This window comes from Microbacterium sp. 05T445 (assembly GCF_056395865.1).
The window spans coordinates 1,893,407-1,906,750 of the sequence record NZ_JBFTKJ010000001.1 but is presented as its reverse complement, the minus strand read 5'-3'; the positions used below and the strand labels follow the sequence as shown (position 1 = coordinate 1,906,750).

Genomic DNA, 13,344 nt, shown 5'->3' with positions numbered 1-13,344 from the left:
CGAGACGTGAGCGGATCGCAGCGTCGCGATCACCACCGCCATGTTACCGGTGCCATTGCGATGCGTCGAGCACGATCCGCGCGACGGGACGCCTCAACCCCGCGTCGCCGTGGACGCGCGCACGATGAGTCGGGCGGCGTCAGGCGCCGGGCCCGGATCGCCGAGGCTCAGGGCTTCGGCGACGACGTGCCGGGCCTCCCCGGCGACGTCCAGCCTCACGGTGGTGAGCGCCGGCGTGAAGAAGGCCGCATCGGGGTTGTCGTCGAAGCCGGTCACACTGACGTCGCGCGGCGCCTCGATGCCCAGCTCACGCAGCCCCGCCGTCAACCCGAGAGCCATCTGATCGTTCGCGACGGCGATCGCCGTCGGCCCGTCCGGCGAGCGGAGCGCGGCGGCGACGGCACCGGACAGCGCCGCCCCGGAGGCGGCGCTCCAGTCCCCCTCCCACCGGTGGGCGGGACCGACGCCACCCAGCGCCCTCACCACGCCGGCCTCGCGCACGTTCGCCTCGAGCCAGTCCGGCGGGCCGGCGATCTGAGCGATGCGGCGATGGCCGAGCCGGAGCAGATGATCGACCGCGAGCGCGGCGCCCGCCGATTGCCGCTGAGCACCGAGGCCGTCGTGCAGCGCCCGCACCGGGGTTCCCGGGGCCGCCAGCGAGGCGGTCTCGAGCGTCCGCGCGTGGGGCGCCAGCACCACGATCCCGTCGACCCCCTGCGCGAGCAGATGCCGAGCCGCGGCATCCACCGACGTGTCGTCGGACGCGTCGGCGTACGCGATCGCCACCCACCTGCCCACCGATCGTGCAGCGGCATCGAGGGCTTCGACGGCGACCGAGGGACCGTACAGCGTCGCGTTCGAGGCGATCACCCCGAGCGTGCGGGACAGCTGCGTGCCGAACGAGCGGGCGGTGTTGTTCATGCGGTAGTCGAGGGCGGCGACGGCCTCGAGGACGCGCTCCCGCGTCTCGGCACGGATCCCGGGGTAGTCGTTGAGGACACGCGACACCGTCTGCGCCGACACGCCGGCGTGTTTCGCGACGTCGCGGACGCCGACTCGCCGGATGCTCCCGCGCTCGCTCATGGCACCCCACAGTAGCCGCCGGGACCGGGGCGGACCCGTCGACGGACGCGAGGTCGTCGTCGGGTCCGCACCCGGAACCGGTAGTGGCGGTCGATCGAGGATTCGACGCCCCTCCTCGTCAGAAGAGGATCGAGGAGGTCACCGTCGCCGAGTTGTTCGCCTCGTTCGATTCGGTCACCTGCGCGCCGTAGTCCACGGTGGCGGTGACCTGTGACACGCCGGGGGTCCCGTAGACATTTCCGGGCGCAGGCGGAACCGCGTTGATCGTGATGGTCGCACTGGCGCCTGGCTGCAGAGCCGTGCCGCCGTAGCAGTAGACGGTCTGCTGCACATACTCCGGCGGCGGCGTGCAGGTGAAGCCGATGGCCCCGCTCTTCACGGCGTTCGCGTTCACCCAGCCGCCCCAATTGGTGAGCCATCGGACGTTCACGGTGTTCGCCGGCGCCGAGCCGACATTGGTGATCGTCATCGTCCAGGCCCCGGTCGCGTACAGTCCGCGCACCGAGGAGGGCCCGGTCATCGTCACCTGCAGATCGGGCAGACTCGGCGCGCTCACGGCGGTGACGGCGGTGCCGGAGTTGTTGGATTCGTTCCGCTCCGCCAGCGCACCACCCGGATCGGCCTGGGCGACGACAGCCACCGAAGCCGCGACCGAAGGCAACTGAACCGTGACCGCGATATCCGCGGCCGCCCCGACGCTCAGCACCCCTCCAGAGCACGTCGCGGCACCCGAAGAGATCGTGCACGTCCAGCCTGTCCGCGCCGCCGCCGTCACGACGCCCCCGCCGCTCGCGCTGATGCGTACGGCCACACCGCTCGCTGCAGCGGCATCCGCTCCGGCGGCGTTCGTCACGCGAGCGGTGTACGAGACCGCAGAACCGCCCACGCCGGAAGTCGGACCGGTCACCGCCGCGGTGAGGTCGGGCCTCTTCACGACCGGATCCGGCGGATCGGTCGGTTCGCAGATCGGCGGTGGGCTGGGCACATCGCAATTCGGCCGGGCATGCGCCGGGGTGCTGCCCCCGATCAGCACGACCGAAGCCAGCGCGAGACCGGAGAGAAGCCCGACAAGACGTTGAGTGGAACGAGACACTGCGACTCCTTTGCTCTGCGGGCGGCGCATTGCCGCACACCAGCACAGGAGAGCCACCGGGCCTCCGCACTGATACGAGCAGACGCCCGTCCGACGCGCGTGGAGCGCAACCGGCCCCAGCCGGACGTCGAAGGCGCGCGCATCATCACGCGGAGAGGACGGGCAGGGCCGCCTCCGGCCCTGCCCCGAGGGACTCCGATCAGACGATGCCCGCGCGAAGCCGCGCGGCAGCGGCCCCGACGTCGGCAGCGCTGTAGATCGCGCTCCCGGCGACCGCGACCCGGGCGCCCGACTCCTGCACCGACCCAATCGACGAGGCGTCGACACCGCCCGCCACTGAGAACGGCACGCCTGCCGCCTCCCCGTCGCGCAGGAGCCTCTCGAAGGTGAAGCCCTCCTCCGCCTGCTCGTCCAGGCCCGCGTGCATCTCCACGAAGTCCACGCCCAGCGCCACGACCTCTCGGGCGCGCGCCGGCTTGTCGGCGACGCCGATGAGATCCACGACGACCCCCTTGCCGTGCACGCTCGCCGCCTTGACCGCACCGGCGATCGTGCTGTCGCCGGCGGCGCCCAGGACGCTGACCAGGTCGGCGCCGGCCTCGAAGGCCATCCCCGCCTCGAGCTCCCCGGCATCCATCGTCTTGAGATCGGCGAACACGACCTTGTCGGGGTGCGCCTCCTTCATGGCGGTGATGGCCGACAGCCCCTCGCTCTTGATGAGCGGGGTGCCCAGTTCGAGGATGTCGACATGCGGCGCGGCCTGCGCGGCGAGCGCGAGCGCATGCTCGGTGGACAGCGTGTCTATGGCGAACTGCAGTTTCATCCTTGTTCCTTGCCTTTCCTGTATGCGGTCGTCGGAGATCGTGCGTGGGTCATTCGAGGTTCGCGTGGCGTGGCCACAGCCGGTCGGCGGTCTGGCCGGACGCCTTCCACAGCGCGTGGAAGACGGCATCCCCGATGAGGACCACGGTCTGCTCGAACAGGCTCCCGGCGTACTGCTGCGACCTCGTGGCCGATCGGTCGAGCTTGCCGGCCGCCGAGACCGGGACCACGACACTCGATGCTTCTGCCAATGGGGATGCCGGGTCGGCGGTGATCGTGAGCACGGTCGCGCCGGACTCGGCCGCCCTGCGCGCGAGTCGCACGACGCCGTCGGTCGTCCCGGAGCCGCTGGCCGTGAGGAGCACATCCGCCGAGCCGATGGCGGGGGCCGTGGTCTCGCCCACCACGTGCACGGTCAATCCGAGGTGCATGAGCCGCATCGCCGTCATGCGCAGGGCCAGTCCCGACCGTCCTAGCCCGAGGACGAACACCCTGTCCGCGTCGGCGATCGCCTGCACGAGCCGCTCGAGGTCTTCCGCGCGGTCGCGCACGAGCAGGTCGCCCGCGCCCCGCAGCTCGCCCTCGACGAGCAGCACGGCGTCGGCGGTCGCGATCTCAGCCATGGATGCGTCCTCCGCGGGAGTCGATCCCCGCCAGCGCGGGGCGCTCCTCCGCCGGTGCGCTCCCGCGCTTCAGCCCCCGTTCCATCCGGTCGAGGATCGCCATGAGTTCGCGGATCTGGTCGCCGAGCTCGATCGCCGCCTCCGTGGGACGGATCGTCCGCCCGCTCGGCTCGAACAGCTGCACACCGTACCGCCGCTCCAACCGCGAGATCTGGCGCGAGATCGCCCCGGTGGAGTATCCGATCGCGCGCCCCGCGCCCGCCATCGAGCCGCACTCGAGGATCGCCAGCAATGTGCGCAGTTCAGCGAGGTTCATGAGACGGCCCGCCTGTTCTCCGTCGCGTGAGCGGCGACGGAGGGCTCGGAATGGTGTCTGAGGTTCATGGCATCACCGTCAGCTCTCCACGGCGACGAGGTCGGCGCGAAACGGGAGGGCATCCACCACTCCGGGGCGGGTCACCGCAAGGGACGCCGCCGCACAGGCGAATCGCGCCGCGTCGAGCTCGTCCTCGCCCGCTGCCAGGGCGGTCGCGAACGCGCCGGTGAAGCAATCGCCCGCCCCGGTCGTGTCCACCGCGACCACGCGAGGGGTCGCGACCGTCCGGACGCGATACCCGTCGGAGATCACCGCGCCGCGCTCCCCCACGGTCATCACGACGCGACAGCCGGTGCGTCGCGCGAGAGCCGCCGCCGTGTCCGCCTCGGACCGTGCCCGCGCATCGCCGCCGACGAGATGGGCGGCCTCGGTCGCATTGGGGATCAGGTGATCGACGAGGGGCCAGATCTCGTCGATCCCCACCGCCGACACGGCCGGCGCCGGGTTGTAGACGGTCCGCGCCCCACGCTCGCGGGCAAGCTCGAGCAGGGCGCGGCTGAAGGCAGGCGGCGCCTCGTTCTGCACGACCACCACAGACTCCGGCCGGATCCGCTCGGCGATGAGATGAGCGTGCTCGGCGGTGAGCCCGGCCATCGCCCCCATGCCGACGACGATGCGGTTCTCACCGTGGGCGTCGACGACGATGGTCCCGGTCATCGTCGGATCCGACGAGGTGACCGCGGTCGCGCGTACGCCCTCTCGCTCCCAGAGCGTGTGCGCGCCGGCTCCCGCGGCGTCCAGCCCGATCGCGGTGATGAAGTCGACGTCGGCGCCCAGCCGTGCGGCCGCGACGGCCTGGTTGGATCCCTTGCCGCCGTGGTCCAGGGCGACGAGGCCCGCGAGGACCGTCTCGCCTGGAGCCGGTGCGCTCTCGACGACGTATCGGGTACTGAGCCCGTAGCTCCCGCCGACGACCACGTGCGGCGCGCTCATGGCCGGATCACCACCTTGTGCGCGGTCGGGTCGCTGCGCACGGCCTCGAGCGCAGCGCCGTACTCGTCCAGGCCGAACTCGTGGCTGATGAGCCCCTCGGTGCGCACCCGACCGTTGCGGATGGCCTGCAGCGCCGCGGGGAACGAGTCGATCTGCGCGAACGAGCCGGTGATCGTCAGCTCACGCCGATAGATGTCGAACGGGCTGATCTCGATCCGGTCCAGCGGACTGGTCACGCCGTAGACCAGCAGCGTGCCGCCATCCCTGACGTGGGTGGTCGCCAGCTGCGTGGCGCTGGCCGAACCTGTCGCATCGACGACGATGTCGAACCCCTCGGGCGCGATCTGGCGCAGATCGTCGTAGCCACTGCCGTCGCGACCCACCTTGACTGCCCGGTCGATTCCGAACGTGCGGGCGAGGTCGAGCTTGTGCGGCGAGGGCGCAGCCACCGTGACCTGTGCCGCGTTGCCGTGTGCGAGCAGCTGCGCCAGCACGAGCCCGGTCGGCCCCGCGCCCAGCACCAGTGCACTGGCGCCCGCGGGCACACCCAGCCGGTCCACGCCGTGCGCCGCGCACGCGGTCGGCTCCGCGAGCACCGCCTGCTCGGCCGTCAGCGTGTCGGCGTCGAAGCACCAGCGCGCCGGAGCGATCATGTACTCCGCGAAACCGCCGGGCCCGGTCACACCCAATGCCGTGAGGCGCCGGCACAGCAGCTGGCGGCCACGCCGACAGTTGTCGCATTCGAGACATCCGCCGACCCCCGTCGCGACGACACGCTGGCCGATCGCGAACCCCTCGACTCCCGGACCCAGGGCATCCACCGATCCGACGGGCTCGTGGCCGGGGATCAACGGGAACTGCGCGATGAAGGTCCCGTCGTGGATGTGCAGATCGGTGCCGCAGACACCGGCGAGCTCGACCCTGATGCGCACCTCTCCGGGGCCGGGCACGGGGTCGGGGACCTCCACGACGCGGAACTCGTGCGGGGCCGAGTACATGACGGCTTTCATTTCTCTCCTCGGGGATGTCGATGTGAAGGATGCGGCCGGATCAGACGTGGGGCCCGGCGAGCACGTCGGCGCCGAGACGGCGCGGCAGCCAGTCGCCGTGGTCCGCGTCGCCGCGGAGCTTGCCGTGGTCGACAACGATCTCGCCGCGGCACACCGTGGTCACCGGCCAGCCGCGGGCCTGCCAGCCCTCCCAGATGCTGTAGTCGCCGTCGTGGTGCAGGTCGTCCATGGTGATGGTGCGATGATCGGCCGGGTCCCAGAGCACGAGGTCCGCATCGCTGCCGACCGCGATCGCTCCCTTCCGGGGGTACAGTCCGAGCACCTTCGCAGGGCGGGTCGAGAAGACGTCGACGAACTGGCGCAGCGTCATGCGGCCGGTCGCGACCCCTTCCGCGTACGTGATGATGCCGCGCGTCTCGATGCCCGCGTGGCCGCCGCAGGCGGTCTCCACCGTGCGCCCGCCCACCTTGACGGAGTAGTCGGTCGTGTACTCGTCGGTGGCGACCGTCGTCATCGCGCCGTCGAGGAGGCCCTCCCACAGCGCTTGGCGGTCATCGTCGTCCTTCAAGGCGGGGTAGGTCTGGATCTTGCCCCCGTCGGGCTGGCGGTAGTCCTCCGACGTGAAGCAGAGGTAGTTGTGCAGCACCTCGCCGTAGATCGGCTGCCCTGCCGCCCGCGCGGCGGCGATGACATCGACGCCCGAGCGTCCGGTGACGTGCACGAAGTACACCGCCGTGCCGTGCTCGCGCGCCAGCCGGCACACCTTGTGGAACGCCAGCTCCTCGGACAGCGAGGAGTGGACGAGATGGAAGTTGTACCACTGGTCGCTCTCGTCGCGCCGGAGCTTGGCCTCCATGTGGGTCACGAGCTCGTCCGCTTCGGCGTGGACGAGCAGCATCCCGCCCGCCTCGGCGAGCACCCCCATCAGGTCGAACAGCGGGCCGTCGTCCATCTTCACGCCCTCCTGCTGCGTGGTGACGCACGTGGTGAACGCCTTGAAAGTGGGGATGCCTGCCGCGACCGCCTTGCCGACGTTGGCCAGCAGCTCGTCGCTCGGGTTGCCCACGATGCCGGGATGGAAGGTGTAGTCGACGTACGAACGCCCGGCGAACAGCTCGCGCCGGCGCTGGACGGCCTCGATGGGATCGTCGGTGTTGGCGTCATGGACGCCGAGGACGGCGAAGGACGCGACCGTGGTCGTTCCCCCGAAGGCCGCGGCCCGACTGGCACCCTCGGGACCCTGGAGCCAGATCTCCTCCCCCTTGGTCCAGCCGCGGTGCGCCGGCTCGAGGATGTGCGCGTGCGCCTCCACCCCTCCCGGCAGCACCAGCAGCCCATCGGCATCCAGCACCTCGCGCGCGGGCCCGAGCCCGCCCGGCTCCGCGAGCTGGACGATTCGACCGTCACGGACGCCGATGTCCATGATCGACTCGGTGTCGGGGGTGAGGACGTAGCCGTTCTTGACGACCAGATCAAACATGCGAGAGTCTCCTGTCTTCGTTGGCGAGAAGGGGCAGCACCTGCTCGGCCCACACACGGGGGCGATGCTCGAGTCCGCCCACGGGCGAGTCGTTGGCGCAGTCGAAGTTGCGGGCCCCGGCGTCGACGGCCTCCCACACCTTGCGTGCGCATTCGTCGGCGTCGCCGGCGAACGTGAACCGGTCGATGAGATAGTCCGCGACGCCGGACTGCCAGGCGACCCGTCGGTACTCGTCGCGCTGGCGGGGGCTCGGCGCCCCGTGCGACACGAGGTCGTACGCCCTGCCGAGCTCCACGACGCCGTCCCGCAGCGACTCGGGGATGAGCTTGCCCGCGGTGCCGTTGCGGCTGATGTGGTGCGCGAGGCTGGCGACGTGCCAGAGCGCCTCGTCGCGGGCGCGGTCGGTGTCGTCGTCGACGTACCAGGGCGCGGTGTGCCAGATCTCGAGCGCGTCCGCGTCCTTGCCCGCCTCCTCCGCACCGGTGCGCACGGCGTGCTCTGACGCCCGGATCGCGTCCGGGCTGACGCCCAGGCCGAGGATCACGCCGTCGCCGAGTCCGCCTGCGATGCCGGCCGAGCGTGCACCGTGCGCGGCCACCCAGATCGGGATCGGGTTGTCGGCAGGGCGCATGCGCAGGCGCCCACCCTCCCAAGGGGCCTCGCCCTCGGTGAGCAGGAGGCGGACGGCCTCGACGTAGCGCTGCAGGTACGCCAGCGGCGAGGCGGTCTGAGCGAGGTTGTAGACGCCGCTGTCGCCGGTGCCGATGCCCAGCACGACCCTGCCGGGGGCGAGCTGATCCAGGGATGCCGCCGCGCTCGCGGTTACCACGGGGTGGCGGGTGAGGGGGTTCGTGACCCAGGGGCCGATCTGCAGCCGCGGGGTGGTGGTCGCCAGCGACGCCAGCGTCACCCAAGCCTCTCGATGGAATGCAGGCGAGTCCCACACCCCTACGCGGTCGTAGCCCGCCGCCTCGGCCATGCCCGCGACCGATCGCGCTTCGGCCAGATCGAGGGGGTTCATGCTGAACCCGAACTGCAGTGTCACGTCGCCTCCTTGCAAAAACGTTTTTGCAACCGTAGCGGGTAAAACGCCCGCGGTCTAGGGTGACTTTCGAGTCCGTTGCGAAGGGGACACATGGAGAAGAGCCACCGGCCGACGATCGTCGACGTCGCGAAAGCAGCCGGAGTGTCCGTGTCCACGGCATCGAACGCGCTCACCGGCGTGCGCCGGGTCGGAGCCGACACCCGGGCACGGATACGCAAGATCGCCGACGAGATGGGCTACGAGCCGAACCTCGTCGCACGATCCCTCGCGAGCAAGCGCTCCGGCATGATCGGCGTGGTCGTCCCCGACATCACCGACAGCTTCCTCACCGAGTTCGTGCGCGGGGTCGAGCGGGCGATCGCAGACCACGGACTGTCGCTGCTGATCGGCGACAGCGGCAACGATGCCGCCCGCGAATCGCACTACCTCCGGTCCTTCCAGGATCGGCGTGTGGAGGGCGTCATCCTCATTCCGACCGGAGACACGAAGCTCGCCGGCCTCAACGAGCTCGCCGACGCGGTGCCGACGGTGGTCGCCGACCGCGAGGTGCGCGGCTGGACGGGGGACTTCGTCAGCTGCGACCACCGACGGGGCGCGGAAATGCTCGTCGACCACCTGGTTTCTCTCGGCCACACGCGCATCGCGCAGCTCGCGGGCGATCAGGAGATCTCGAGCGCCCGCGTCCGCCACGCGGCGATTCGCGCACGGCTGGCCGAGCACGGACTCGCAAGTGTCGCGGAGGGGTTCAGCAGCTTCACGATCGAGGATGCCGTCGACCAGGCCGACCGGATCATCGCGAGGGCGGATGCCTTCACCGCGCTCTGCGCAGGCGACGACCTGCTCGCACTCGCGGCGCTGGGTGCCGCGCATCGGGAGGGCATCGACGTCCCCGCCGACCTGAGCATCGTCGGATTCGACGACATCCCCATGGCGTCGCTCGCGTGGCCACGGCTCACCACGGTGCGCCAGCCGGTCGAGAGCATCGCCGCCGAGGCCGCACGCCTGCTGATCGAGCACGAGTCCGGCCCGGGACGCCACGTGCTGCTTCAGCCGGAGCTCGTGGTCCGAGATTCGGTCGGCTCCGCCTGACGCCCCGAGGCGGCAATCAGCGCCCCTCATCGAGCCGCCATTTCTGCTTGACAACGGCGGCGTTCGGCGCTCTACTTTGGTGCAATAACGTTTTTGCATCCAGGAGGAATCATGCAGCGTGGCAGCCGTCTGTTCAACCAGCAGCTCAGTGCCGTCGTCACCGGTCTGCGGTTCGGTGAGGTGATCGTCGTCGCTGACGCCGGCCTTCCCGTCCCGCCCGGCGTCGCGACCCTGGACCTCGCGCTCACCGACGGCGTCCCGTCCGTCCGCGACGTGGTCGGGGTGCTCCGACAGGAGCTCGTGATCGAGGAGGTCGTCGTGGCGGCGGAGATGCGCGTGGTGAACCCCTCCGTCACCGCCGCCGTCCAGGAACTGATCGTCGACGAGGGCATCACGCTGCGTGAGATCCCTCACGACGACATCGAGGCGATGCTCCCCCAGGCGAAGCTGATCGTGCAGACCGGGGAGACGACCCCGTACGGGAACGTGCTCCTCTCGGGCGGCCTCGACTTCTTCGCCCTCGGCATGGCCGACCAGGAGTAGCGCGTGCGAGCGTCGGATCTCGGGCTCCGCTTCGGACGGAGCCCGAGGGGACGGTGGAATGCGATCACCGATGTGCCCGGCGTCCTCGTCGGGCACACGACGCTGGTGGCCGGCGACGGGCCCCTCGCCACCGGCGAGGGGCCCGTTCGCACCGGCGTCACGATCGTCCGTCCCCACGAGGGCGACCTCTACGAGCAGCCGCTCCACGGCGGCTTCCATCGGCTCAACGGGAACGGCGAGTTCAGCGGCATCCAGTGGCTCGAGGAGACGGGGCTCGTCACGAGCGCCATCGGACTCACCAACACGATGTCGGTGGGGCTCGTCCGCGACACGCTCGCGCGGATGACGGCCGAGCAACGGCGGTCGCGGGGAGACGAGTGGTTCCTGCCGCTGGTGAGCGAGACGTGGGACGGCGTCCTCAACGACATCGTCGGCCAGCATGTGCGTGCCGAGCACGTACGTCAGGCATGGGATGCCTCCGGGCCCGGCCCCGTCGCCGAGGGCGGCGTCGGCGGCGGGACGGGGATGATCGCCTACGGCTTCAAGGGCGGCATCGGCACCAGCTCGCGCATCGTCGACATCACCGGCGAACCGTGGACCGTCGGGGTACTCGTGCAGGCGAACCACGGCAGGCGAGAGCGCCTCACGATCGCAGGGACGCCGGTCGCCGACACCATCGAGCTGGAGGACGTTCCGCCACCCGACCCGCAGCGGCAGGGCGCGGGCTCGGTCATCGTGATCGTGGCGACCGATGCACCGCTGCTCCCCCATCAGTGCCGCAGGCTCGCGCAGCGCGCGGGGCTCGGGCTCGCGCGCGGCGGCGCCGTGGGCGAGCACTCCAGCGGCGACCTGTTCCTTGCGTTCTCGACCGCGGGCCGCGGGCGGATCGCCCCGGTGACGTCGGCGCAGCCGGCATCGCGCCTCACCGTCGACGCGCTGACCGACGAGGCGTGCGGGGGCCTGTTCGACGCGGTCGTCGACGCGACCGAGGAGTCCGTCGTGAACGCACTCTTCGCCGCCGACACCATGGTCGGCCGCGACGGCCTGACCGCTCACGCGTTCCCGATCGATCGCCTCGCCGACCTCATCACGGGCCGAGCCGTCTGAACCGCCGCTCCGCGAACCCCCAGCCGCCCCGGTGTCATCGCGCACCGGGGCGGCTGTGGCGCAGGCGAGGGCGGTCCGGCGTGCGCGCCGAACCGCCTCTGCGGATTCCTCCGTCACCTCAATGTCGAAGCACCGCTCGCCGCACGCGATCCGTGCCGCGCAGTTTGAGCGCCGAGGCGGTGCACAGCACCACCAGCGCGAGCACGTAGGGGATCGCCTGGACCGCGGCCTGCGGCATCCCGGTGTCGGCGAGCTGCACCCGCAGCCCGACCGCGTCGACCAGCCCGAAGAGCACGCACCCCAGCGTCGTGGCAACCACCCCTGTGCCGATCATCGCGGCGATGATCGCGGTGAAGCCGCGGCCGTTGGTCATTCCGACGGAGAAGCTCGTGGCCGGTCCGAGAGCGAGCTGCGCTCCGCCGAGCCCGCAGAGCAGACCGCAGATGAGCGTGGTGGCGGAGCGGATGAGCGGGATCGACATGCCCGACGACCAGACAGCCAGCTCGCTCTCACCGAGGGCGCGGATGCCGAGGCCTGTGCGTGTGCGGTTGAGGATCCACCACACCACCACGACGGCCACGAGCGCGGCGAGCACCAGGGGCGTCTGTCCGCGCACGAGCCCCGACAGCATCCCCCACTCGCCCGCGGCTGCGGCATCCACACGCGGGAGCCGCCCCTCCGCGACGACGAGCGAGCTGCTGCCGCCCGTCACCTCGCGTACGAGGAGCGCCGTGATGCCCGCGGCCATCAGGTTGGCCGCGACGCCGACGACGATCGCGTCGATCTTCGCCCAGTAGGTCGCGACCGCGACGAGGATGCCGAGGCCGGTGGATGCCGCCACCGCGGCGAGCAGGCCGAGCGCGGCGTTCCCCGTCGCCACGGCGACGCCCGCCGCGGCGAAGGCGGCGACGAGCATCTGCCCCTCGATGGCGATGTTGAAGAAGCCGGAGCGGAAGCACACCAGGGCTCCGAGCGCGGCGAACAGGATCGGTGTCGTGGATGTCAGTATCGATCCGACGAATTGCAGGTCCATCAGCCTTCCCTCATCGAGCTGCCGCTGGCGACCGGCGCGCGGTCGACGCGATCGGGTTCCTCGTCGCCGCCGTCCGAGGCGCCGACGGGAGTCGTGGTGCCGGGATCGCCGGCTGCGATGCGCCGGCGGCGCTGCCAGCGGATGACGACGTGCGCACTGGTCGTCAGGATGACGATCGCCACGATCACGTCGACGAGCTCCGCCGGGATGCCCAGGGTGATCTGGCAGATCTCCCCGGCCTGGCGCAGCAGCGCGAACAGCAGCGCGACCAGGACGGCGCCGACGACCGTGAGGCCGCCGACCAGGGCGACCGCGATGCCGTCGAAGCCGATGCCGGGGTTGAAGCCCTTGGCGAGGCGGTGCTGGACCCCCAGCACCTCCGTCGCGCCGACGAGTCCGGCAAGGCCGCCGGAGGCCAGCATCGCCTCACGAACACGCGCCGGTTGGGCACGCCCGAGGCGAACGAGAACTCCGGCGCCGCGCCGTACAGCGTGGCCTCGAACCCCCACACCGTGAAGCGGTAGTAGACGCCGACCAGGAGCGCGGCCAGCAGCGCGAACACGACCGCGACGGTGGCGAGCGACTGCGGCGACAGCGCCGGCAGCCACAGCTGCTCGGAGATGACCGCACTGGACTCGGTGTTGCCGCCCCCGCCTTGCGGCGCCAGCGGGCCGACCACGAGCAGGGTGACCGCGATCGCGCACAGCGGGTTCATCACGAGCGTGGTGATGACCTCAGGGGTCCCGAACAGGACGCGCAACAGGGCCGCGGCGCCGGCGACCGCGGCGCCGGCCAGCACCGCCACGACGCACGCGATCGCGACGACGAGGGGCGCCGGCAGGACCGGGCCCCATGCGATGGCGACGACCGCGGCGCCGGCGCCGCCCACGTAGATCTGACCGTCCAGGCCCAGGTTGAACGCACCGTCGCGGAACGCGATGAGACCGGCGAGGCCCGCCAGAAGAAGGGGCGCGTACCAGCGCAGCGTGGAATCCAGGTTCGGACCGAGCCCCTCGACGAAGGCGGAGAAGAATCCGCCGAGGTCGTACCCGGTCGCCAGCATGACGAGCGAGCTGATCCCGAGACCGACCGCGAGGCCGATCAGCC

14 protein-coding genes and 2 pseudogenes are annotated in these 13,344 nt (G+C 71.2%); 3 read left to right on the top strand and 13 right to left on the bottom strand.

Annotation, left to right across the window (positions count from 1 at the left end; translation table 11 throughout):
* Window positions 1–93 precede the first annotated feature (93 nt).
* From AC1DDU_RS09040 to AC1DDU_RS09000, 9 genes are all read right to left on the bottom strand, one after another.
* Entirely contained in the window at window positions 94–1,083 is a 990-nt protein-coding gene (locus tag AC1DDU_RS09040; protein WP_477433190.1) for a LacI family DNA-binding transcriptional regulator, read from the bottom strand.
* Window positions 1,084–1,201: 118 nt separating this feature from the next.
* A complete protein-coding gene (locus AC1DDU_RS09035; protein WP_477433188.1) occupies window positions 1,202–2,206 on the bottom strand; it encodes a CARDB domain-containing protein in 1,005 nt (334 codons plus the stop codon).
* Window positions 2,207–2,375: 169 nt separating this feature from the next.
* A complete protein-coding gene (gene hxlA / locus AC1DDU_RS09030; RefSeq protein WP_477433186.1) occupies window positions 2,376–2,999 on the bottom strand; it encodes a 3-hexulose-6-phosphate synthase in 624 nt (207 codons plus the stop codon).
* Between the two features lie 49 nt (window positions 3,000–3,048).
* Window positions 3,049–3,621: a 6-phospho-3-hexuloisomerase gene (gene hxlB, locus AC1DDU_RS09025; RefSeq protein WP_477433184.1), complete on the bottom strand. Its 573-nt coding sequence runs from the start codon at window positions 3,619–3,621 to the stop codon at window positions 3,049–3,051.
* A complete protein-coding gene (locus tag AC1DDU_RS09020) occupies window positions 3,614–3,937 on the bottom strand; it encodes a LysR family transcriptional regulator (protein ID WP_477433182.1) in 324 nt (107 codons plus the stop codon). The genes hxlB and AC1DDU_RS09020 overlap by 8 nt, the downstream gene beginning before the upstream one ends.
* Before the next feature lie 78 nt (window positions 3,938–4,015).
* The gene (locus AC1DDU_RS09015) at window positions 4,016–4,930 is read right to left on the bottom strand and encodes a ribokinase (RefSeq protein ID WP_477433180.1); all 915 of its coding nucleotides are present in this window, start codon (window positions 4,928–4,930) and stop codon (window positions 4,016–4,018) included.
* Window positions 4,927–5,940, bottom strand: a complete 1,014-nt coding sequence (locus AC1DDU_RS09010) for a zinc-dependent alcohol dehydrogenase family protein (RefSeq protein ID WP_477433178.1) — start codon at window positions 5,938–5,940, stop codon at window positions 4,927–4,929. Before AC1DDU_RS09010 ends, AC1DDU_RS09015 begins: the two co-directional genes overlap by 4 nt.
* A 40-nt stretch (window positions 5,941–5,980) precedes the next feature.
* A complete protein-coding gene (locus AC1DDU_RS09005; RefSeq protein ID WP_477433176.1) occupies window positions 5,981–7,420 on the bottom strand; it encodes an amidohydrolase family protein in 1,440 nt (479 codons plus the stop codon).
* Window positions 7,413–8,465 (bottom strand): LLM class flavin-dependent oxidoreductase, encoded by a 1,053-nt coding sequence (locus AC1DDU_RS09000; RefSeq protein WP_477433174.1) that lies wholly within the window; start codon window positions 8,463–8,465, stop codon window positions 7,413–7,415. The genes AC1DDU_RS09005 and AC1DDU_RS09000 overlap by 8 nt, the downstream gene beginning before the upstream one ends.
* Window positions 8,466–8,555: 90 nt before the next feature.
* Here AC1DDU_RS09000 and AC1DDU_RS08995 point away from each other — a divergent pair, with 90 nt between their 5' ends.
* The 3 genes from AC1DDU_RS08995 (at window position 8,556) to AC1DDU_RS08985 (ending at window position 11,204) form a co-directional block, all read left to right on the top strand.
* A complete protein-coding gene (locus tag AC1DDU_RS08995) occupies window positions 8,556–9,554 on the top strand; it encodes a LacI family DNA-binding transcriptional regulator (protein WP_477433172.1) in 999 nt (332 codons plus the stop codon).
* Between the two features lie 111 nt (window positions 9,555–9,665).
* Window positions 9,666–10,097 (top strand): D-ribose pyranase, encoded by a 432-nt coding sequence (rbsD, locus tag AC1DDU_RS08990; RefSeq protein ID WP_477433170.1) that lies wholly within the window; start codon window positions 9,666–9,668, stop codon window positions 10,095–10,097.
* Window positions 10,098–10,100: 3 nt separating this feature from the next.
* Window positions 10,101–11,204, top strand: coding sequence for a DmpA family aminopeptidase (locus AC1DDU_RS08985; RefSeq protein WP_477433168.1), 1,104 nt, complete (start codon window positions 10,101–10,103; stop codon window positions 11,202–11,204).
* A gap of 118 nt (window positions 11,205–11,322) precedes the next feature.
* Here AC1DDU_RS08985 and AC1DDU_RS08980 read toward each other — a convergent pair whose 3' ends face one another.
* The 4 genes and pseudogenes from AC1DDU_RS08980 to AC1DDU_RS08965 all read right to left on the bottom strand — a co-directional run.
* Window positions 11,323–12,237, bottom strand: a complete 915-nt coding sequence (locus AC1DDU_RS08980; protein WP_477433166.1) for an ABC transporter permease — start codon at window positions 12,235–12,237, stop codon at window positions 11,323–11,325.
* A complete protein-coding gene (locus AC1DDU_RS08975) occupies window positions 12,237–12,419 on the bottom strand; it encodes a hypothetical protein (protein ID WP_477433480.1) in 183 nt (60 codons plus the stop codon). The genes AC1DDU_RS08980 and AC1DDU_RS08975 overlap by 1 nt, the downstream gene beginning before the upstream one ends.
* A 42-nt stretch (window positions 12,420–12,461) precedes the next feature.
* Window positions 12,462–12,659 (bottom strand): annotated as a pseudogene (locus tag AC1DDU_RS08970) (ABC transporter permease subunit); the annotation flags it as partial.
* A 23-nt stretch (window positions 12,660–12,682) separates the two neighbouring features.
* Window positions 12,683–13,300 (bottom strand): annotated as a pseudogene (locus AC1DDU_RS08965) (ABC transporter permease subunit); the annotation flags it as partial.
* Between the last annotated feature and the right edge of the window lie 44 nt (window positions 13,301–13,344).